Annotated in this window: 16 protein-coding genes and 3 pseudogenes; 11 read left to right on the forward strand and 8 right to left on the reverse strand. The window is 53.3% G+C overall.

Annotated elements, in window-relative coordinates:
• Positions 1–85: 85 nt before the first annotated feature.
• Together RAE04_RS01895 and RAE04_RS01900 are read left to right on the forward strand one after the other, a co-directional pair.
• Entirely contained in the window at positions 86–505 is a 420-nt protein-coding gene (locus tag RAE04_RS01895) for an organic hydroperoxide resistance protein (RefSeq protein WP_317026243.1), read from the forward strand.
• Positions 506–1,079: 574 nt separating this feature from the next.
• Positions 1,080–2,427, forward strand: a pseudogene (locus tag RAE04_RS01900) (IS256 family transposase).
• A gap of 415 nt (positions 2,428–2,842) precedes the next feature.
• Here the strand turns inward: RAE04_RS01900 and RAE04_RS01905 are convergent.
• The 4 genes from RAE04_RS01905 to RAE04_RS01920 all read right to left on the reverse strand — a co-directional run bounded on the left by RAE04_RS01905 (position 2,843) and on the right by RAE04_RS01920 (position 8,560).
• On the reverse strand, positions 2,843–4,735 hold the full coding sequence (locus RAE04_RS01905) for a hypothetical protein (protein ID WP_317026244.1): 1,893 nt from the start codon (positions 4,733–4,735) through the stop codon (positions 2,843–2,845).
• 525 nt (positions 4,736–5,260) lie between these two features.
• Positions 5,261–5,944 (reverse strand): type II toxin-antitoxin system death-on-curing family toxin, encoded by a 684-nt coding sequence (locus RAE04_RS01910; protein WP_317026245.1) that lies wholly within the window; start codon positions 5,942–5,944, stop codon positions 5,261–5,263.
• On the reverse strand, positions 5,941–6,093 hold the full coding sequence (locus tag RAE04_RS01915) for a hypothetical protein (RefSeq protein WP_317026246.1): 153 nt from the start codon (positions 6,091–6,093) through the stop codon (positions 5,941–5,943). The genes RAE04_RS01910 and RAE04_RS01915 overlap by 4 nt, the downstream gene beginning before the upstream one ends.
• Before the next feature lie 892 nt (positions 6,094–6,985).
• On the reverse strand, positions 6,986–8,560 hold the full coding sequence (locus RAE04_RS01920; RefSeq protein ID WP_317026247.1) for a PucR family transcriptional regulator: 1,575 nt from the start codon (positions 8,558–8,560) through the stop codon (positions 6,986–6,988).
• Positions 8,561–8,689: 129 nt separating this feature from the next.
• Here RAE04_RS01920 and gabT point away from each other — a divergent pair, with 129 nt between their 5' ends.
• The 8 genes from gabT to RAE04_RS01955 all read left to right on the forward strand — a co-directional run bounded on the left by gabT (position 8,690) and on the right by RAE04_RS01955 (position 17,281).
• Positions 8,690–10,033, forward strand: a complete 1,344-nt coding sequence (gabT, locus tag RAE04_RS01925) for a 4-aminobutyrate--2-oxoglutarate transaminase (protein WP_317026248.1) — start codon at positions 8,690–8,692, stop codon at positions 10,031–10,033.
• Positions 10,034–10,088: 55 nt separating this feature from the next.
• Entirely contained in the window at positions 10,089–11,549 is a 1,461-nt protein-coding gene (locus RAE04_RS01930; RefSeq protein ID WP_317026249.1) for an NAD(P)/FAD-dependent oxidoreductase, read from the forward strand.
• A gap of 57 nt (positions 11,550–11,606) precedes the next feature.
• Positions 11,607–12,599, forward strand: a complete 993-nt coding sequence (locus RAE04_RS01935) for an alpha/beta hydrolase (RefSeq protein ID WP_317026250.1) — start codon at positions 11,607–11,609, stop codon at positions 12,597–12,599.
• 48 nt (positions 12,600–12,647) lie between these two features.
• Positions 12,648–14,030 (forward strand): hypothetical protein, encoded by a 1,383-nt coding sequence (locus RAE04_RS01940; RefSeq protein WP_317026251.1) that lies wholly within the window; start codon positions 12,648–12,650, stop codon positions 14,028–14,030.
• Between the two features lie 6 nt (positions 14,031–14,036).
• A complete protein-coding gene (locus tag RAE04_RS01945; protein ID WP_317026252.1) occupies positions 14,037–15,155 on the forward strand; it encodes an alcohol dehydrogenase catalytic domain-containing protein in 1,119 nt (372 codons plus the stop codon).
• Between the two features lie 128 nt (positions 15,156–15,283).
• A complete protein-coding gene (locus RAE04_RS01950) occupies positions 15,284–16,816 on the forward strand; it encodes a hypothetical protein (RefSeq protein WP_317026253.1) in 1,533 nt (510 codons plus the stop codon).
• 148 nt (positions 16,817–16,964) lie between these two features.
• Positions 16,965–17,147, forward strand: coding sequence for a transposase (locus RAE04_RS11705; protein WP_408933078.1), 183 nt, complete (start codon positions 16,965–16,967; stop codon positions 17,145–17,147).
• Positions 17,144–17,281, forward strand: a complete 138-nt coding sequence (locus RAE04_RS01955; protein ID WP_317026254.1) for a transposase — start codon at positions 17,144–17,146, stop codon at positions 17,279–17,281. The genes RAE04_RS11705 and RAE04_RS01955 overlap by 4 nt, the downstream gene beginning before the upstream one ends.
• A gap of 261 nt (positions 17,282–17,542) precedes the next feature.
• On the opposite strand, the gene RAE04_RS01960 is transcribed toward RAE04_RS01955, so the two are convergent.
• The 4 genes and pseudogenes from RAE04_RS01960 to RAE04_RS01975 all read right to left on the reverse strand — a co-directional run.
• Complete coding sequence (locus tag RAE04_RS01960; RefSeq protein ID WP_317026255.1) at positions 17,543–18,067, reverse strand: excalibur calcium-binding domain-containing protein; 525 nt, start codon at positions 18,065–18,067, stop codon at positions 17,543–17,545.
• Between the two features lie 173 nt (positions 18,068–18,240).
• On the reverse strand, positions 18,241–18,747 hold the full coding sequence (locus RAE04_RS01965; RefSeq protein ID WP_408933077.1) for a sugar phosphate nucleotidyltransferase: 507 nt from the start codon (positions 18,745–18,747) through the stop codon (positions 18,241–18,243).
• Between the two features lie 357 nt (positions 18,748–19,104).
• Positions 19,105–19,530, reverse strand: a complete 426-nt coding sequence (locus RAE04_RS01970; RefSeq protein ID WP_317026256.1) for a hypothetical protein — start codon at positions 19,528–19,530, stop codon at positions 19,105–19,107.
• A gap of 263 nt (positions 19,531–19,793) precedes the next feature.
• A pseudogene (locus tag RAE04_RS01975) lies at positions 19,794–20,226 on the reverse strand (transposase); the annotation flags it as partial.
• 101 nt (positions 20,227–20,327) lie between these two features.
• Here RAE04_RS01975 and RAE04_RS01980 point away from each other — a divergent pair.
• A pseudogene (locus RAE04_RS01980) lies at positions 20,328–20,664 on the forward strand (CPBP family intramembrane glutamate endopeptidase); the annotation flags it as partial.

Here is a 20,664-nt window from a genome sequence, read left to right on the forward strand (position 1 = left end):
CGAGGCCATCGTGACCGTCGTCGAAGATTAGAGTTCTTGCGTACAATCGGCGGACGTACAAAGACCCGATAGAAAAGGAGTCATTATGGACGCCGTTTACACCACCGAAGCACTCTCCACCGGAGCAGGCCGCGACGGCCGCGCTGTAGTTAAGGATTCCGATCTGGATTTCACCATGACCGCCCCAAAGGAAATGGGCGGCAGCGGTGAGGGCGCTAACCCGGAGCAGCTTTTCGCTGCCGGTTACGCCGCTTGCTACCACTCCGCGCTGAAGGCAGTGGCCAAGGACAAGGGTGTTGACGTGGAGAATTCCTCCATCGGCGCCCGCGTTAACTTGGGCAAGAACGACGAGGGCTTCTACCTCGGCGTTGACCTCGAGGTCACCATCCCAGGCGTTGAGGATGACAAAGCCCAGGAGCTTGCCGACGCCGCCCACCAGATGTGCCCTTACTCCAAGGCCACCCGCGGCAACATCGAGGTCAACGTTGGTGTTGCGCAGGACTAATTTCTAGTCCTCCCCCAGCCCACGCCGCGCTACCATGCGCGCCGCGTGGGTATTTTTATGCTTTGCGCAACCTCTTTTGTCGGCGCCTCGGAGACCCCTCGGCACCGCAACAAGGCCAAAACCATATTTTTTAAAACCGCGGGTTTTCATCAACTAGCCTGCCAGCTGGAGCGCCTATTTTATAAAATCGGCGATTTTTAACAATTAGGGTTCCTCCGGTCTTCTTTTAACCGCGCTGATTGATCGATTTGGATCTCACAAAGAAAAATGCCAACCGAGGTCAGTGAAGCTTACGGGCTAATGCCTCACCACACTCCGCCTTGTATGGACAATTAGAATGACGTTATTTTCCGGTGATCACTGTATGCATTAGGACATAAGTGCCCCGAGTTTTGTTCCTAGGCATTTGCCTTGATTTCTATTATTTCCTGTGGCGGGTTCTGCTTCCAAAATTCGGTTTCGACCTCGACCGGGGTTCGGTATCCTAAGCTTTGGTGGAGCCTAGTCTCGTTCCGCCGAGAGTGTCTGATGGTTTGTGTGTGGGTACCTAACCTGCATGAGGAGATGGACCAGAATGACTACTGTGGCACGACGAGATCCGGCTGATAAGGCCAAGATTGATGCGATTGAAAAGAAGCTTCTTGCTAACCCTGAAATCGCGAAACTGATTGATGACCTAGGCACGTCTACAACGGATGCCAATGACTTGGTTCGCGGCATGTTACAGGCCTCGATTACCAGAGGCCTCAACGCTGAAATGGATGCCCATTTGGGCTACGAGTCTGGCGACAGGAGTGCTAAAGCTGCTGCTGGGACAGACAATCACCGCAACGGGTCGTATCCAAAGACCGTGGATTCTAACTACGGGCCAGTCACCGTTGATATCCCGAGGGATCGGGCTGGAACATTCTTGCCGACTATGGTCCCTAAAGGTTCTAGGCGCTTGACTGATGTCGATGACATGATCGTCAGCTTGTAGGCCGGTGGGATGACAAGTAGGGATATCCAGCATCATATGGCAACGGCGATGCGTGTTGATATTTCCCATGAGTCGATTTCGGCGGTTACTGACACCGTCCTCGATGAGGTCATGGTCTGGCAAACCGCCAGCTAGATGAGTTCTACCCGGTCATTTTCCTGGATGCGTTGCGTATTAAAGTCCGCGACGGCGGCCGAGTAGTCAACAAGTCCGCGTACATGGCAATCGGTGTGGACCTTGACGGTATCAAACACATTTTGGGATTGTGGATTGCCAAAGAAGAAGGCGCTTCATTCTGGGCGCAAGTATGCGCCAATCTTTTCAACCGTGGGGTTAAAGACGTCTTTATCGTTTGCTGTAACGGGTTCAAAGGCTTGCCGGAAGAAGTAAAGGCAACCTGGCCGAACTCTATGGTGCAAACTTGTATCGTGCACCTGATTCGCGCAGCGAACTGGTGGGTAGCCTACGGGGATCGACGGGGTGTATCGGCGGCGTTGAAAAAGATTTACACCGCCGCAGACGAGTCCACAGCTAAGGCTGCCTTAGACGAATTTGAAGCCTCTGAATTGGGAGAAAAGTATCCACGCTCAGTCCAGGTCTGGTGTGATGCTTGGCAGCGTTTCGTACCGTTTCTGCAGTTCCCACCAGCAGAGCAGCCAGGAAGGTAATCTATACGACGAATTCAATTGAATCATTCAACAATGAACTGCGTAAAGCTACTCGCAGTAGGGTGCAGTTCACTAACGATGAATCAGCGATAAAGACGCTGTGGTTGATGATCTGCAACATCGAAGACAAACGAGCCGTGAAACGAGCCAAACAGGGCAAACGAGTCTCAGCGACAGCCGGCAGACTCATGGAAGGAGCCAGAGTTTCCAGCTGGAAACAAGCCATCAACCAAATGGCCGTGGCCTTTCCCGCCCGCTTCGACAAATACCTATAAACCTAACCCCACACACAAACAACTTGACACGCTCCACGGTCCTTCGCATCCTGGTCAAATTTTCTTGGCATGTTCCAGATTTTCCCATCTACTCAAACGGAACAAAACCTGAGACACTTCAATCGCTTACATTTCAGCGTCCTCCCTGGGAACCTTAAAAAGTCACACTCCGGTATTTCATGGGCAGCGTTACAATACAATGCAGCCACATGGACACAGCTTAAAGACCTAGTTTATGAGCAAGCTAAATATCCTTGTATGGCACCTGACAGCGTACGCCTGAAAATGACCGCATAGAACTCGTCGATGTTGGGAACAACTCGACCAAATCCCCTCATTCAAACCAGAAATGGCAACCGACCATGAGCCAGCAATTATTCACAAATCTCTAGCCTAAAACGGCGGAAAAATTCCGCTACCTCCGGCTACAATCTCGATAAAAACAAAGATCATCATTGATTTTAATAATCAAGAAAATTAACAGCTTTAAAATTAAAAAGTAAGAAAAGAATTGATCCCGTTCGGACCGAGCAATACGCATGCCGCCGTGCAAAACGATATTTCTAACTGCTAGGCCATTCCGAAACTTATCATTTAAACAATAATTAAAATACTCGCTCTCTTCTTTCGTCAACAGTTTCCCCTCCCAGTTCAAGAGACCTATAGCCACGAGACGATCAGATGCAGCTCGCTCCCCCAACAGGCTTCCAGTAACCATAGTGGCCCCGTGTTGATGAACGCGTCTCAGGATTTCCATCTCAACCCAGTCAACGACCTGCACAGAGCCAGAATGCATCGAAATAAGATTAACTTCTTCCAATAGCTTTAAGGCAGTTTTCTGCGGTTGCAGCCCGAAATCTTCAGCTGATAACTCCGAATTCCATGCCGCACTAGGAAAATCCGTTGCACCTCGACATTCTTTCTGTAAAAGGAGGATGCTCTGATCGGAGAACAATAGATCCAAAACGGTACGGCTCCTTTCATCACAAGTGTTAGGGACAAGGTACTTGCGTTTCGCCCGGGACGGTAGCTCTCCGAAGTCGACGGTTCTACCACTCAGCTCTATAAGTTCATGATCCACTTCTCCTCTTTCGGTCCAGCAGGCATACTGCTGGACTACGCTCTCAATCCCAGGTAACAAACTCTTGCATCGTTCGAGCATTGAAGTATCTTCAGACGGGGGCGAGAACAGAAAGTTGCGGATTCCAAACTCTTCTTTCAAATAGATTTCAAAAAACCACTTGACTACCTCTTCCAAACGAACACCCTGGCGTAAGAGAAATCTATGATAGAAAGAAACAAGAGAGTGTAACCTAATTTCCTTGAAATTGAAGGCCGCATTTTCTAGATAGAAATCCACTGACCGCATCCCGGCAGCCCTCTCAAACACAGAAGACTCCGACACATACGAGGGCGCTGTTAATATACCGTCGACTGAAGTAAAGCTAAATAAATAAATGAAGTTGTCTAATATTTCTTCGTTAGACATCGACGATAAAAGGTAAGCGCGATCAATTTTTATTATTTCCTCCCAGGTTTCTTCCTTAAACTGACAAGAGATCAACTCGTCCAAATTGTTCACTAGGAGAACTTCGACGCTAAATCTGATGCGGTCAGCTTCTTTCACATCGGACAAGCTGTCCTGGTAAAATCGACGGTATTTTTGCATCGTCCTCGCCGACAAGGCCCTCACCCCAGAAGTAGCCGTCAATCCAGACCTCCTAGCTTCAGCTACAACTTTAATGAAGCTCAGGTTTTCCTGACCAGATGCAAGATACGCATCCAATATCTCTTCGATATCTGAATCGGTTAACGGTTTCGGAATAAAAGAGCACTGCTCGGCAACATTGAAGATTGCACCTATGATTAGCTCTGCCGCGGGGTAAGGGTTCTGTCGATATAATTCGGCCAGCCCCTCCTCTTGACGTTTTCGCATACATTTTGCACCCACAAGCTCTGTAAGAGAAAAGCCGGCTACATGCAAGACCTTTGCAACATCCTCGTCAAACAGGTCCTTTCTACACTTAAAAATCCAGTCAATATAGTCTTGGCGATATTCAATCGCTACTCCTTTCGATAGTTCGCCTACCTGCTGCACAGACTTTCCTGCGAAAAGTCTTCCCAAACGCGCCCCAGCTTCTTTCTTGAACTTTTGTACGTCAGCGGTAGAAATATCAGGTTCCCCGGAATATTGAAGAATATCGTCCAGATAACGGGAGGCATTAATACACTCAATTAGGTCATTTATTTCCGGTAACCACTCCCCCTTTTTCCGCCTATTAAAAAGCTCGACACTCTTATTGGCCATGTAATTAAATGCTAAATCATCACGTGAAAAATATTGTATATACAAGCTACATTGCCCCATTTTCGGTACAGCGGCCCTATAACTGGAAAACCGCTTCGGGTCTCCCCTTAATTACTACCCTTCATCGCTTCTCAATTCGGGTTGGCTACAATTCCTATACACGTAATGGAGCACCGAATTCTCGCATTCTCCGATCTCCGACATCTCGTTTCACGCCAGACCCATTTCATCTTGAACGCTAGGACCTTGCGGACAAGCCCGGTGCCTTGCTGGTCGATCTGGAGCAGGTTTCCACCTCTCATATGGCACAGGCAACCTATGTTGGGAATTGCAGCATTCTGTCGCCAAACATTCGGCTGCTCTAAGCACGAGACCCCTAGATCGGCCCGAAGTTTGCGCCACAACTCCCGAACAGAGCGCTTGACGACGTCCCTCTTGCACCAAACCAGCACAGATAGCCTCACACCCGTAAAATCTAGAAGCCCGATCCCCATCCCCAAGCTCTGGTACTAGCGCTTCAAATGCCTAGATATACCTAGACCAGTCGTGCACATCTAACTGCGCTTGAATTGCTCGAGCTTTAAACTCTATTCTCTTTTTCTCTAAGGGGTTGCCGGCATACTGGAGTAATTCTTCAGCTGCTTCGCGTGCTTGGTCGGGGGTAAACACCATTTCAATCGGGGTACTCTGGCTTCCCGCGAGATACAGGTAGATAAAACGCGTTCCGTCAGGAATCTTTCCAACCCCAACGAAGTAGTCTTCCCCTTCATCCGTTATCTCAATTACGCTAAACCCTGGAGGTAGTTTACCTGCGTTCCCTAGAAAAGGTGCCACCATAGATCGCAAAGCATCTGCAATTTCAGGAACGCCAACTTTTTCACTAACTATTCTTTCCACAAGTTGCTCAGAGGTATCTGCATCGACTTTTCCGAGCAGGGGGCCTACTGCCAAATTCAGTCTGAGAAACAACCAGCAAACCGCCCAGCCAGTCCGCTTGTTACCATCGAAAAGACTCTGCGTGGTGCAGAAAGAATGCAGAAGTGCTGCAGCTTTATCCCAAGCGGTTGGAAACGCGTCTCTTCCGAAAACGGTAGTCGCCGGTCGGTTTACATTTGCTTTAAACTGATTGGAATCACGAATTTGCGGAGGGGACCCGCAAGCCAATTCCCCGACGATTAGGACTTCCTCTTCGTTGGGATAAATGGTCAAGCTAAACGGCGGTTTAGATCCGCGGACCAATTGGCAATCTCACGCCCCAAGTACTCGACGTAGCGGCGACGGTCTTCCTTATCCATATCCTGGACCTGAGCTACAGAAGTATTAATATTGTCAGGTTTTGAAACGGTTGACTGTGTCAATTTAATCCCTCCTTTGCCCTTCACTAGTCAGTATCTGCTTATTTCAAAGGTTAGCACTCGTTGAAGAATCTGTGGGAACAGTAACCTTGCCCCTGCTAAGTTTGAAATTAAACGATGTGGTGTGCTCACTAGGCTCACCCCCTCATGTCGACAGGGGTTTCGTTTCTTAGACGGCCCCTAATTCGCAAAGTGACCCCAGTATTACTCCATGCTCACCTCTAGGTCACGGTATTTAAAAGAGGAATACTCCCAAATCTTTTCCAAACCACCATGCTGGATATACTGATTTATTCTTGGAGAAGGCAAGAACATCTAGCCATTAAAGCTGTCCATCCTATATCCCACCAATTCTTAATACGCCGATAGCTTAGCTTCGCTCAAAGCCTGCACCGTACGAGAGGCAAAGAAAGCGCTGCAAATACATGCCGATCTTTGCCCTCTCGGGAAATGAACGCGGCCCAGTAAAGCACCACTACTACTGCTACCGCAATGGTTACCGTAGTGAGCACGGAGTTAGATATCGCCGAAGCCTCCCACATGGCAGTGAGAACCGGAATAGCAATAGTTAATGGCGCTAGGAACCGAGAGACAACAATCACCGACACCGTCTCTACCAGCAGACTACCCCACGACAGACTCGCCCTTTCGACCTACGGAACGAGTGGTAACCAGTTGCTTCCTCACTACTCTTTGGACCTGACCCCTGTTAGGTAGACACCTGATATCCAACCCGACCGAGCCGGGCATCAGGTGTCCACCAAACAGGGGTGGAAAGGCCTGAGCTTGCCGACGCCACCCACCAGACGTGCCTTTACTCCAAGGCCACCCGCGGCAACATCGAAGTCAAAGTTGGCGTTGCACAGGAGTAATTTATCTATTTAAACCAGCAGGCCTAGTCGCTTTTAGAGGCTGCAGAGGCGTTTCCTAGAATCAAGAGTTCGGCAGTTACCAGCGGATCTTTGAGGTCTAGCTCGAGGATCTCTGCGATTTCTTCCATGCGGCGCCGCACAGTATGGCGGTGGGTTTCCAGTTCTTCGGCAGTATGAGAAATATTGCCGCCATTGCGCAGGAAAGCCTCTAAAGTACAGGCGAAATCGGTACGGTTGCCGGCATCAATTTCCTCCAGCCTTCCCCAAGTCTCTTTTACGCGGTAGTCAATAGCACTGCGTACTTGAACATCACCAAGCCAATTCAGAGATTTGGCTTCGGGACCGACCAGCGTTCCCGCCTGAAGCCCAAAGACTACGCGTTGTAGTTCTTCCACCACAGTTTCGTTCAGATCAGACCACAAGAGTGGAACTCCCACGGCGATGCGCTGGGTGGTGCGCATTCCTAGAAATAGCTCTCGGATATTTTTCACACTGCGGGTACCCCGGAAGATGAGAAAGGATGTGGCGGCGTCGATAGGCAGGGCAAAAAGCATGCGCCCGTAGCTGGCAAGTCGCTGATCTAGATTGCGCATAAACCGGTGGTGCCCTTGAGACGATTTTGATTTCACCAGTACTGGCCGCACCCGTCCATCCGCATCGCCTACGTGGTGAAAGATCCGCTGCATTGAGTCTTGGTCTTTCGAAAGCCCAATTTGGATAGCAATAGCAAGGGAATTGAGCTCCTGCTGCATCGTGCGCAATTCCCGCGGGCGGGTGATGATGAGCTCTGCCAAGCCAGCAGCATGTTTGAGCGCGGTGCGATCATGCGAGCTGAAAAGATGTGGAGCAGCCGCAATCAGACCATAGATGCGATCTCCTTGGGGCTGCAGCCGCTGGGCAATGACATTGAATGAGCCATACTGGGCGGCGATGCCAAATTTTCTTTTACTCGTTTCTTCCACAATGGGGCGAAAATCTAACTCCTCGGCCCCTGGTATCCCAGCTTGGGCAGCGATTCGCCCATCCAGATCAACGAGGCACATATGGGCCTGCAGAGCTTGCGCCGTGCGCGATACCAGTTCTGGCAATCCCTGGGCAGCGGCCTCATTGAGTAACTGTTGCCGTTCTAAAAGCTCCGCATGGGCTAGGTCACGCTGACGTATCACTTCACGGTGTAGCGCTGCCTGCAAAGAGATAAAGGGGGTCTCCAGCGGGACAATGAATAAGGATATCTCTGCTTCCTTGGCGGCGTCGATCATGGCTGAAGGAACCTCATCAAAAGCAATGCCTAGGCCGAAGCCAATGCCGGCTACACCGGCTTCGGCAAGCTTGCGTACATAAAGAGGAAGCTCTTGTGGCGTGTGCGCGAAGGCAATACCCGTAAGTAAGACCACGGAACCTGCGCCGATGAATTCGCGCGGGTCAACGAGCTCACAAGGGTGAATAGCAGAGAATTTCCGCCCAGAATCGTGAACCTTTTCCAGGTTTAGTCCTTTTTGGGCCAATAGCCACGACAAGGACAGATCGATGTCTGGCCTAGTGAGATCAGCTGCACCGCGTACATCTGAATCGGTGCCTACTACGTTGAGTGAAACCATAGCCCGCCCCTCCACATCCATACTGTCTAAGTTTTTCTCCTCAATTCACCACACTGTCTATATCGCATATTACATCGTTCGGTACACAATGATTCACATCACATTCTCAATAAGTACCGAAGGAGTGACATGCAAGATTTCAACCACCGGCTTCCGCAGCAGCGGAACGTGCGTACCGCTATCCCCGGGCCGCGTAGCCAAGAATTGGAGCAGCAGCGAGAGGCTGAACTCGCCCGCGGACTAGTGCCGGGCCTGCCGGCTTATATCGTCGATGGCGATGGCGGCGTTTTAGTCGATGTCGATGGAAATAGCTTTGTAGATTTCGCTTCCGGTATCGCCGTGACCACGGTAGGCGCCTCCAATGAACGAGTAACCACCGCTGTCTCCGAGGCCGCATCGCATCTGCTTCATACGTGCTTTTTAAATGCGCCCTATGAAGGGTTTGTTGCCGTCGCCCGCAAGCTCAATGAGCTCACCCCTGGAGAGCATAAGAAGAAGAGTGCACTCTTTTCCACGGGTGCCGAAGCGATAGAAAACGCGGTAAAGATTGCCCGCAACTACACCGGTAAAAACCGCGTGGTCGTCTTTGATTCCGCCTTCCACGGCCGCACCAATCTGACGATGACCATGACCGCGAAGAATAAACCCTATAAGGCAGGATTCGGCACTCTCGCTGCAGATATTTACCGTGTGCCCGGCTCGTACCCCCTGCGCGATGGCCTAGACGGCCAACAAGCAATCGAGCGCACCAAACGCGTCATCGAGCAAACAGTAGGCACCGAAGAACTCGCCGCAGTAGTCATCGAGCCCATTCAAGGCGAAGGTGGCTTTGTTGAACCTGCGGAAGGATTCCTTCCCGGGCTACAGAAGTGGTGCAAGGAGAACGGCGTCGTCTTTGTTGCCGATGAAATTCAAGCTGGAATGTGCCGTACCGGTTCCTGGTTTGCCTGCGATAAAGAAGGGGTTGTACCGGATCTGATTACAACCGCCAAGGGCGTTGGCGGCGGCATGCCGCTTTCGGCTGTAACCGGACGAGCAGAGATCATGGACTCACCCGGCCCAGGTTCTTTGGGCGGCACCTATGCCGGCAATCCGGTGGCTTGCGCGGCCTCCCTTGCTGCCATCGAAGAGATGGAAGAAAAGAACCTCGGTGCTCGCGCGCTTGAGATTGAGAACATCCTCCGCGAGGAGCTAGAACCACTGCTGGAGCTGCCAAACGTGGCGGAAGTTCGCGGACGTGGAGCAATGATTGCCATTGAATTCGCAGACGAAAAGGGGCGTCCGGATGCTGAGCTTACCGCCCAGGTAGCCGCCGCCTGTAAGGCTCAAGGGGTGCTCGTCCTTACTTGCGGGCTCGACGGCAACGTCATCCGCTTGCTTCCACCCCTAGTCATCAACGAGGAAACACTGCGTGATGGATTGCAGGTCCTCGCCGCAGAAATCCGCAAGAACCAATCCCCCGCTCACCTCTAACCCCTAGATACCGGCTAAAGCAGCCACTGTCACTACCAAAGAAGGAGTACACCTCATGTCTAACCCACACATTTACGATTGCATCATCCTCGGCACCGGCTACGGCGGCATTGGTATGGGAGCCCAGCTGACCAAGGATGGAACCGAAAACTACCTCATTCTGGAAGCTGCCGATGAAGTAGGCGGGGTATGGCGCGATAATACCTACCCGGGCGCCGCCTGCGATACCCAAGCACTTATCTACTGCTACTCATACTTCCTCAACCTCGGTGTCTCGCGCATGTTTGCCGGCCAAGACGAAATGTTGGACTACCTCAAGGCCATGGCAAAAGAGTTCAACCTCTACGAGCACATCAAGTTCAACCACCGCATCACCCGCTCCGAGTGGCTGGAGGATATGAAGGCGTGGGAGGTGGAAATCGCTACCGGTGAAACCTTCTACGGGCGTGTCTTTGTGGGAGCTTGGGGCCAGCTTTCCAAGCCAAAGATTCCTAATTTCCCAGGTCGAGAGCGCTTCAAGGGAGTTCAGTTCCATTCCGCTGAATGGGATCATTCCACTGATTTGAGCAATAAGAAGGTAGCGACCATCGGCAACGCCGCTTCTGCCGTCCAGCTCGTGCCCGAGGTAGCTAAGGTGGCCGGTCACCTAGCCGTATTCCAGCGCTCAGCCAATTACATTCTGCCGCGCAACCAGATCATCTTTAGTGAGGAAGAACTGCAGGAATTCCAAGAGAACCCGGATTCCTACCGCGCTATCCGCAAAGAAATTCACGACACCCGCGAGGCAGGATTCGAACGCACCCGCACAGGCACAGACTCTGCTGCAGAAGGCGTCGAGCAGGCGATGGAACACCTGCGCTCCCAAGTAAATGATCCCGCACTGGTAGAAAAGCTAACGCCTACCTTCGCCTTTGGCTGCAAGCGCATTCTGCGTTCGGATGACTTCTACCCCACCTTCAACCGAGAGAATGTCTCCCTAATCACCGAGGGCATTGCGGAGATTACTGAAAACGGCATCCGCACTGCCGACGGCGTGGAGCACGAGTTTGATGTCATCATCTATGCCACCGGCTTCTACTCCCAAGAATTCCAGGGCGACCTCAAAGTCATCGGCCGTGGCGGTCTAGACCTGCGCGAGCGCTGGGGTAACTCGCCTGAGGCCTACCTGGGGATGTCTGTCGATGGCTTCCCCAACTTCTTTATGCTCTACGGTCCCAATACCAACCTGAACCATCACTCCGTAGTGGCGATGCTGGAAGAACAGGATAAATACATCAGCCAGGCGATAGATTTCCTGCGCGATAATCCCGACAAGGTGCTGGACGTGGACCCGCAGGTACTGCGCGAGTTTAATGACCGCATCCAAGCTGAACTGCAAGATTCCGCCTTCTCCGCAGATTGTTCGTCTTGGTACAAGAACGAAGACGGCAAGGTCATCAATAACTGGTCTGGCAACGTGGCCGAGTACCAGGACCTCACCCGCGAGCTGCAAGTAGATGACTACCGCGTGGCGTAGTTCCCCACCAGCCATCGCCCTCTTATGAGCCGAATCGTTTCCAGAAAGGAACGCTTTATGTACACACAATCCGATGAATACTCCGGCCGCCCTGTGGCCGAGGATGCGTGGAAAGCGCTCGCTCCTTTCCGTGATGCTGGAGCACAGTCTTTCCACCACTTCCCCATCCCGGAAGTCCGCGAAAGCTATATCAACTCCACCGGCGCCAATCCCCTGCACGAAACCACCCCGCCGGAGAGCACTGACTATCCCGTGCACGATTTCCAAGTACGCGTCTATGAACCGCGAGAAGCTGCAGTGCGCCAGGATGCAACCCCAGCCATCCTCTTTATGCACGGCGGCGGGTGGCTGATGGGCAACCTGGAAACGCACGATTCAGTGGCGCGCAGATTAGCAGTGCTTACCGGTTTCCCTATCATTGCGGTGGATTATCGCCTCGCACCCGAGCACCCGTACCCCGCCGCCATCGATGATTGCCGCGCTGCGTACCGCTGGGTATCAGATTCTTCAGCAGAACATGGGCTCATCGTCGATTCGATTGCGGTCGTGGGCGATTCTGCTGGTGGCCAATTGGCGGCCGTGATGGCCAATGAGTTTAGCGGCGTGGAAGGCGTTGCCCCGCTAAGCAGCCAAGTGTTGCTCTACCCTATTACGGATTGTTCCCAACAGCGTACCGAAAACGGTGCCTCCTACCAGCGCCTAGAAGCCGGCTTTCCTCTAGTGGCCGATACCATGCGGTGGTTTATCAATACTTTTATCACCGAGGAATCCCAGCGCACCGCGAAAGATCTATCACCGCTGCTGCACGAGCTTCCAGAAAACCTGCCCCCAGCACTGGTTATCACGGTAGATAACGATCCATTGGCGGATGAAGGCGGGGAATACGCGCTCAAGCTCGCCCGAGCGGGCGTGGATGTGACTTATAAGCACCTGGTGGGCTATCACCACGGGCTTTTTACCTCCGCAGGCATTATCCAGCGCGGCGAGCAAGAGCTTGCCGACGTCGCTTCTTTCCTCCGCCGCACCGCCCGCGGCTCATCCCCGAGCTAAGCCGCTTCTCCTTTGCCCCTATCACTTTCCTAGTAAGGAATCACTGACATGTTTAAACGTTCATTTGGCATCGCGATGGCCTTCATCGGCGTGCTTGCCGGTGCCTCCTTTGCCTCTGGCCGCGAGGCGCTGCAGTACTTCGTGGCCTTTGGCAATTGGGGCATAGTCGGTGCGGTCTGTACCGCGATTGCCATGATGGTCTCTGGCATCACCATCTTGCAGATGGGTTCTTATCACCGCGCTAAAGAACACACTTCAGTCTTTGAAGCAGTCTCCACGCCCATCGTGTCCAAACTGCTAGATTTCGGCACGCTTACCTGCCTGTTCTGCATTGGCTTTGCCATGTTTGCTGGTGCGGGTACCAACCTAAACCAGCAGTGGGGCTGGCCAGTATGGATCGGTGCGATCATCATGTTGATTTTGACCTTGCTCACCGGTCTTTTGGACGTTGATAAAGTCACCATCGCCATCGGCGCTATTACCCCGCTGATTATCGCTCTATTGACCATCGGTACTTTGTACACGGTCTTTACCGCCTCCCCGGATTGGAGCCACCTCAACGAGCAGGCACAACAGATTCCCACCACTTTGCCCAATTGGTGGATCTCAGCGCTAAATAACATGGGCCTGAACGTCATTGTGGCGGTATCCATGACCATCGTCATCGGCGGCAATTTCCTTGATTCCAAAGAAGTAGGCTACGGCGGCATCATGGGCGGGCTGTGCTTCCTCTTCCTCTTAGCCGTACTCGTTGGTGGCTTGTACATCTCCATCGGCCCGGTCACCGAGGCCGAAATGCCTACCCTAGAGATGATCACGCAAATTCACCCGTGGTTGGGTATCCCGATGGCCGTAGCCATCTACGGCATGATTTACAACACCTCGATCGGCATGTTCTATGCCTTTGCCAAGCGCTTGACCCGCAGCAAACCTCAGAACTTCTACAAGGTCTATTGCATTTCGGTGCTTATCGGCTTCGTCCTGTCCTTCATCGGCTTTGGCAACCTCATCGGCTGGGTCTATCCCATCTTGGGCTATATGGGCATCGCCATGATGTGCATCATCGGCTATGCCTGGGTCAAAAACCGCAAGGAACTAGAAAGCGAAAGCGAGCTGCGCCGCCGCGCCCGAGAGCTTCTACAAAAGCGCTTCGAAGGCGAAGAAACCCTATCTGAGGCAGAAATGCGCGAATTGGTTTCCATCGCCCGAAACTCATCGATCCCAGAATCTGAATTCATCGCGGAAATCATGACCGAGGTAGATGCTGAGGATCCGCACTTACAAATCCATGACGGTAAATTGCACTCGCTCATTACCGGCAAACCCCGCCCGAAAAAGCGGCGAACAACCGTCGGTGACCACACACCTACTCGTCCCCCGCACGAGTCGCACCAAGAAACTACAACCCCAAAGCTAGAAAAGGAGCTGTAACCCATCATGACTGAATCCCTGCAGATCAAAGGCGCCGTTCTCGAACGCTCTGATGCCCCACGCCCTTATGCGGACTCGCAGCCGCTGACAATCAGCGATCTCGAGCTCACCGCCCCTGGCGAGGGCGAAATCCTCGTAAAAATCACCGCCGCCGGCTTGTGCCATTCCGATCTATCGGTGGTCAACAACAACCGTCCACGCCCACTGCCCATGCTGCTAGGCCACGAATCCGCCGGCGTGGTTGAGGCAGTTGGGCCTAATGTCACCTCTGTCAGTGAAGGCGACCACGTGGTCATGACTTTCCTGCCACGCTGCGGCGAGTGTGCGGGGTGCAAAACCAATGGCAAGATGCCTTGTGAGGTAGGGTCCAAATCCAATGGCGAGGGCACACTTATCCGCGGTACCCGCCACCTCACCCGCAACGGCGAGGTAGTCCAACACCACCTGGGCGTTTCCGGGTTTGCCACCCACGCGGTGGTATCCGAACTTTCCGTAGTACCCATTGGCAAGGATGTCCCGGCCGATATTGCTGCCATCTTTGGTTGCGCCATCCTCACCGGCGGCGGGGCGGTACTCAACGAGGTTAAGCCCGGTCCGGAGGACACCATTGCCGTAGTGGGCCTTGGCGGAGTAGGCATGTCCGCTGTGATTACCGCTGCGGCACTGGACGTCAAGGAAATCGTGGGCATCGATATGCAGCCGGATAAGCTAGAAAAAGCCCTCGAACTAGGTGCTACCTCTGCCATGTCCGCGGAGGAAGCAGAAACCTCCGGGAAACGATTTAGTGCCGTGATTGAAGCAGCCGGCCACCCCAAGGCTTTAGAGACGGCCTATAAGATCACCGCTCCTGGTGGCTTGACCGTCACCGTCGGCCTGCCGGCTCCAGATTCTGTAACCAAAATCGATCCGCTGGTGATGACCAGCGAGGCCCGCCGACTACACGGCTGCTACCTCGGTTCTTCCGTGCCTGCAACTGATATTCCCAAATACGAACAGCTGTGGCGCGAAGGCAAGCTCAACGCCGAGGGTCTCATTTCCTCCCATATCAAGCTCGAAGATATCAATGCGGCAATGGATAACCTCAGCGATGGGCTAGCACTGCGCCAAATCATCGAATTTGACTAGACCCTTGGTTCCTGACTCCTCCCGCGCCCCGCGCCAGTTCATTCCCGGCGCGGGGCGCATCTCTACCTAGCCATGTAGCTGCCCATGCTTGTGGACTCTGCTCGCCCACTACAGAAAGAAGCGTCCCCATGTCTGAAGAAAAGAAGACTTCCCAAGGCCACGCCTCGCCCACGTCTCAAGCCACCGATGGAATCGGCACTCCTTCTCCGCACTGGAAAGCGGGACCATTTGAGGTCCGCCTACCATTTATTCATTACCGCTTGGAATTACCAGACTTTGGCCAGGGCCTTTTCATGTGTGTAGTGGACCTCGGGGCCATCCCACTGATGACAGAGGCGCTAGGCATGCCCTATCAAGTGGCCCTGGCAGTGGTAATACTTAATGGCCTGCTCTACCTGACCCACCACCTACTTGGTGATCCTGTCGTACCCGGTTGGATCACCCCTGCTATTCCACTGCTGACACTCTATGTGCAATCTTTCCCAGAAGGCACGGAGCGCATTTGGGCACTCATTAGTTTCCAGCTCTTGCTCGGAGTATTTTCTTTAACGCTAGGAATTACCGGCTGGGCAGCAAAGGTAGTGCGCTTAATCCCCTCGGGTATGCGCTCGGGCATCGTACTTGGTGCAGGCATTGCGGCCATCATTTCCGTATTCGAGGAAGGCGGGCGCTTCCACACCTTCCCCGTATCCATTACCGTCGCGGTAGCAGTGGCCTTCTTCTTAATGTACTCGCGCGGCTTTGCCCAGCTGCGCCAAAAAGCTGCTGGTTGGCGGTTTATAGCATCACTTGGCATCCTGCCTGCCATTTTCGTGGCCATTTTTATTGCGCCGCTAGCTGGTGAGGCACCGTGGCCGGACGTCGAGTGGGGCTTTTCCCAACCGGATTTTGTCTCATTGTGGAGCCATTACACCGTCTTTGGCGTCGGCCTTCCCCCGGCGCATATGTTCCTTAGCGCTATTCCCACCGTACTTGCCGCCTATATCGTGGTCTTTGGCGATGTCCTGCAGGCCAATGCCGTGCTCAAAGAGGCGGATCACGTCCGCACCGATGAAGCCGTGGTCTATAACCCTTCGCGCGCTCACCTACTCTTTGGCGGCCGCAATATACTCATGTCCATCTTTGGCCCGGACGTTGCCATGTGTGGGCCGCTCTGGGCAGCAATGCACGTTGTCATTGTGGAGCGCTATAAGCAAGGCCAACGCGCCATGCAGTCTATTTTTGGCGGGGCAGGTTCCTTCCGCTGGGGTTCTATTACCGGTCTTTTCCTACTGCCCATTACCTCCTTTGTGGAGCCCATCCTCCCCGTAGGTCTTGCGTTGACCCTGATTATCCAGGGGTTTGTCTCGGTGCGCGTGGGCATTATGGAATCCAAGAATCAAAAGGACTTGGGCATAGCCGGAGTGACCGCAGGCGTGCTCGCTACGCAGGGCGCTGCGTGGGGCTTTGCGGCCGGCATCGTCATGGTGCTGGTGGTCTATGGCAAGGCGATGTTCAAAGATGAACGCGATGGCACCATCCGCACCTTTGACGAGATCGATCCCAAGGAAGGCTTTTCTGACGCCCAGGCTGACTTCACCGATCTAGCAGAGCTTAACGACGTCACCGGCAACGCCCACCCCACTCCCCCTCAGCCGCGCAGCAAGCAAAGGGAAGATTAATCACTGCAGGCCCGCTAAACGGGCGACCGCCTTCCGATGCACGCGATAAACAGCAATCTCAAAGCTCACCACGCGGTACTTCCAGTTTTGAGGTTACCCTCGTTTAGTAGACACCCTATTCGTACGGATCTTGTGTCCGTAGGAGAGGATGTTCATTGTGAGTCAACAGCGCAAAAAGTACGCGCCGGAGTACCGGCGTGAAGCCGCGAACCTGGTAATCGAGTCACAGCGCCCGACCGCTCATGTGGCTAAGGAGATAGGCGTCGCACCAGGCCTTTTAGGCCGGTGGTTAAAAATGAGCGCGAACGCCGAGGATCCTCGGATGGGATGAGTGAGGCTGATCTTCGCGTTGAGAATGCTCATCTGCGCCGTGAGCTGGTTGAAGCCAAGATGGATAATGAGTTTTTGGCAAAAGCGACAGCCTTCTTCGCCGCGAAGCAACGCGAACAGAAAAGTTCGAATTAATGCAGCGAGAGAAAGCGAACTAGAGCATCAAACGTATGGCACAGCCATTAAAAGTGTCTCGATATTGGTCTAACCACCAGCAGAAAAGAAATAGCTGCCTAACCACTAGGTAGCTCCACTACGTGTACACGAATTGCGGTCAACCCCAGGCACGATTCAAACTTTCCAGGTTCTGGCCTAGGCTCGTCCGATCGTTTTCTTTTCCCTCTAAAGAAAAAGGACACCCTGCACAGGCGGGCGTCCTTTCAACTTTAGGTTCCTCTATTCGCAGGCGACGCCGTCACCGTCTCGATCCAATTTCGAGCTATAGCCTGGTTGACCGGAGTACAACGGCGCCGCACCTGCAGCGCGAGCGGCTGCACAATTAGGGTAATAGCTGGCTGCTCCACCATCACCACCAGCCGATTCACCACCACCATTATTGATTGACTGCTGTTGAATCACTGGCGCAGGAGCAACGAATCCATGCACACCACCATCAGCATCCGAATCGGCATCCCCGTTCACATCTACTACTTCTTCTGCTGCTTCGGCAGGGCTTACTTGCGGATCCAGCGTTGGCTCCTCAAACTCAACTGGGGCAGTAGATTCCGGTGCTTGATTTAGCGTCGAGCTTTGGACGGTTTCAGCAGCGGTAGTGGTTACCGTTGCGGTTTCTCGCACTGTAGTAGTTTCAGTGCTCTTCGTGTCGTCGGCGTCGGAGCATTGACTGAGAAGAGAAGAGGCGACAAAAAGAGCAGCGATGCTGCCTACAATTTTCTTACCGGAGGCCATAATTTTCCCCAAGAGATGAGAGTGTATTTAATTGACACTTCAACTATAGCTCGGAGTGACTCTCCCACCTATTTACATATACGTGATTTAGAGCTCATATCTTCGGTAACCTATTCATTTTCCCACTCTGATGAGCTTTCATCTGAATCGCTTTCACCTCGTGGTCGGCACTTACCCAAAAACTCCTACCCCAAATCACCCCGATATTTCTCCAGCAGGACCTCCAAGTCAGCGAGCAGGACTGGACCATACTTCCGGTGGCGGAGGCCGAACTCGACGCTGGCGGGAATGAAACCGGCTGGGTTGCCGAGGTCGTGGCGGATGCCCTCATGGACCACGACGTGAACGGGGTGAACCTCGGAGATGGGGAGATCGATGGCGCCGGCAAACTGCAGCTCCCCGCCCTGGCCGGGAGTGATACGGCGGAGGGCGCTAGAAATCGCGCGATCCAAAAGATAGCGACCCGTGGCCACCAAATTCGACGGCGCATCCCCAACCGCAGGCTTTTCCACCATGCCCACAACCTTCTTCAACCGATCATCGTCGGTAACCTCAACATCAAAGACGCCATAATTCGACACCTGCGACGGCTCCACCTCCACCGCCAACAACACCGAACCACCATGCTCTTGGCGCACCCGAATCATCTCACCCATGGCGGCGGTGGGCTCATTGACCAAACCGGGAAACATTGCCGTGAAATAGTGCCCATCGGCATCTAAGACTTCGTCCGCATCCCCTTCTATTCCTTAGAGCCCCGTACCCATGTCACGCAAAGCCTTGTTTTACATCACGGTGCGCCATTAAAGCCCCACCCAAAGGAGAATTGGGCTTTCCAACAGCTGAATACTCAAACCCGTTGTCTACCACGACTATTGCTCTAGCGGCCCTAATCTACGGATCCATCTCCGTACTGATGTACATCACCAAAGCAGAGTTTGGCCCCAAACGCCTCATACCATCTCCGATTGCTTTGCTACGGGACTGTAGTTACTCCAGCGTGATGGCCAAGATTTTCAACGGGCTCCGACACACGAAAATAGCCAGCCCTATTCTTCCTCTTCCCTCTTTCTGGCCTGTCTGCGCTCGCGCCTCCGAGCACGTTTTGCTTTGCGGATGTCTACGACCCAACGCGGAACAAAAGGCCACGGAAGCGGAACCCCGAACCCACCTGTAAATCCAACGGCTCCGATGACGAAAGCTGCCATGAGCGCAACCTTCAGCACCGTGCCAACAAATTCGGGAGGGTTAGCACCATCGGCCAAGCCTGCGATACCGCCAACACCCAAAACTAGCGTGGAGTAAGGATAATAAAAGAGCACGCCATCACTTACTGCACCTTCCCAGGCGAGTTCGTCGTACCACTTTTCTGATCTGGGGTTCCTCCGCACGTACCGGATATAATAGGTCCAGTAGAACACCATGACAAGCACTAACCCGGCGTATACGAGCAGCCCAATAATATCGCCGTCCATAGAATAGACCTCCCGTGGCTGCTGGTTGCGGTATGTAATAAAACGCTACCAGCGTTTGCTGGGGTGAGGAATGAGACGAAAAAGAAATGAAGCTTCCTAGGTTTAGTTCTTACTTCAGCTAAGGAAGGATTGGACGCTATGCCTAGAAAAAATTCTATCGAGTTCAAGGAAAAGCTGCCTATCAGATGAGAGTGTCCGATTCTTTGCGTGCGGGGCTTGATTTACAAGTAATCTGCGAATCAGTCGAGATAAACCACGGCTAGTTAGTTGATGGCTTGTTTCCCTCCTACGGCTTTCGCTCCTTCAATTAAGCCGTTGCATTCGATGTCGCATTTCGCTTTCTTCGCTCGCTGGACAGCACGATTGTCTTCGGTATTGCAGATCATCAGCCACAGCATCTTCAGCGCCGCGGTATAGTTCGGGACTTTGCCCCTGTTACTCGCAGCTTTACGTAGCTGAGCGCTGACCAGCTCGCTCGAATTCGTGGTATAACACACCCGCCGTGCCGCCGGCGGGAACTACAGAAACGGCACGAACCCACGCCAGACTTCAACCGACTGCAGATTTTCTTGACCTAGCTCACTGGCCTTAAAAGAATCTCACCTTGTACGGGTTGCCTCCCCGTATATAAGCCGTGCCGATATCGCCTAGCGCGCTAAAGACGCTTTTGCGGTTCTGGTAGGTCACCCGCCGGCTCTGTACCTCTGTTGCGAAAGGCCCCGCATACCGCACCCCACCCCTCTACTTCCCGCAGGCGCATGCTGTAGCGCATCATTATCCCCGCGCTCTTAGGTTCCGTGAATGCTACGGTCGGCTCCGCACAGTTTTACCTAACCACATTCTTTACCGACGCCATTTGGCTGGGCGCCCAGCTGCTGTGGGGCAACCGCCATTGCTTTTCTGGCCACACTCCGCGCGAGCTAGCCCGCAACGCCGCCATTGGCACAGCGCTCATTGTCCTTTTCATCCTCGGCAGGCTTATCGTTCGCCTTACCCCCTTGTTGGCGAAGCCGGCGAGCGACCTGCTGGACAATATGCGCCACGGAAGTGTCCCTATTACCCTGACCACGCTCTTTATCAACGGCGTGGGCGAAGAGCTATTCTTCCGCGATGTTGCCCGCCGCCCGCTTGCCG

The sequence above is a fragment of the Corynebacterium sp. CTNIH16 genome (assembly GCF_032821655.1).
GTDB classification, from domain to species: domain Bacteria; phylum Actinomycetota; class Actinomycetes; order Mycobacteriales; family Mycobacteriaceae; genus Corynebacterium; species Corynebacterium marquesiae.

Bases quoted from the DNA above. Each gene is read 5' to 3' on its own strand.
- RAE04_RS01955 (WP_317026254.1), top strand. From the start codon at position 17,144: ATGAGTGAGGCTGATCTTCGCGTTGAGAATGCTCATCTGCGCCGTGAG.
- RAE04_RS01930 (WP_317026249.1), top strand. From the start codon at position 10,089: ATGTCTAACCCACACATTTACGATTGCATCATCCTCGGCACCGGCTAC.
- gabT (WP_317026248.1), top strand. From the start codon at position 8,690: ATGCAAGATTTCAACCACCGGCTTCCGCAGCAGCGGAACGTGCGTACC.
- RAE04_RS01905 (WP_317026244.1), bottom strand. From the start codon at position 4,735: ATGGCCAATAAGAGTGTCGAGCTTTTTAATAGGCGGAAAAAGGGGGAG.
- RAE04_RS11705 (WP_408933078.1), top strand. From the start codon at position 16,965: ATGTTCATTGTGAGTCAACAGCGCAAAAAGTACGCGCCGGAGTACCGG.
- RAE04_RS01935 (WP_317026250.1), top strand. From the start codon at position 11,607: ATGTACACACAATCCGATGAATACTCCGGCCGCCCTGTGGCCGAGGAT.
- RAE04_RS01945 (WP_317026252.1), top strand. From the start codon at position 14,037: ATGACTGAATCCCTGCAGATCAAAGGCGCCGTTCTCGAACGCTCTGAT.
- RAE04_RS01950 (WP_317026253.1), top strand. From the start codon at position 15,284: ATGTCTGAAGAAAAGAAGACTTCCCAAGGCCACGCCTCGCCCACGTCT.
- RAE04_RS01965 (WP_408933077.1), bottom strand. From the start codon at position 18,747: ATGTTTCCCGGTTTGGTCAATGAGCCCACCGCCGCCATGGGTGAGATG.
- RAE04_RS01895 (WP_317026243.1), top strand. From the start codon at position 86: ATGGACGCCGTTTACACCACCGAAGCACTCTCCACCGGAGCAGGCCGC.
- RAE04_RS01970 (WP_317026256.1), bottom strand. From the start codon at position 19,530: ATGGACGGCGATATTATTGGGCTGCTCGTATACGCCGGGTTAGTGCTT.
- RAE04_RS01920 (WP_317026247.1), bottom strand. From the start codon at position 8,560: ATGGTTTCACTCAACGTAGTAGGCACCGATTCAGATGTACGCGGTGCA.
- RAE04_RS01940 (WP_317026251.1), top strand. From the start codon at position 12,648: ATGTTTAAACGTTCATTTGGCATCGCGATGGCCTTCATCGGCGTGCTT.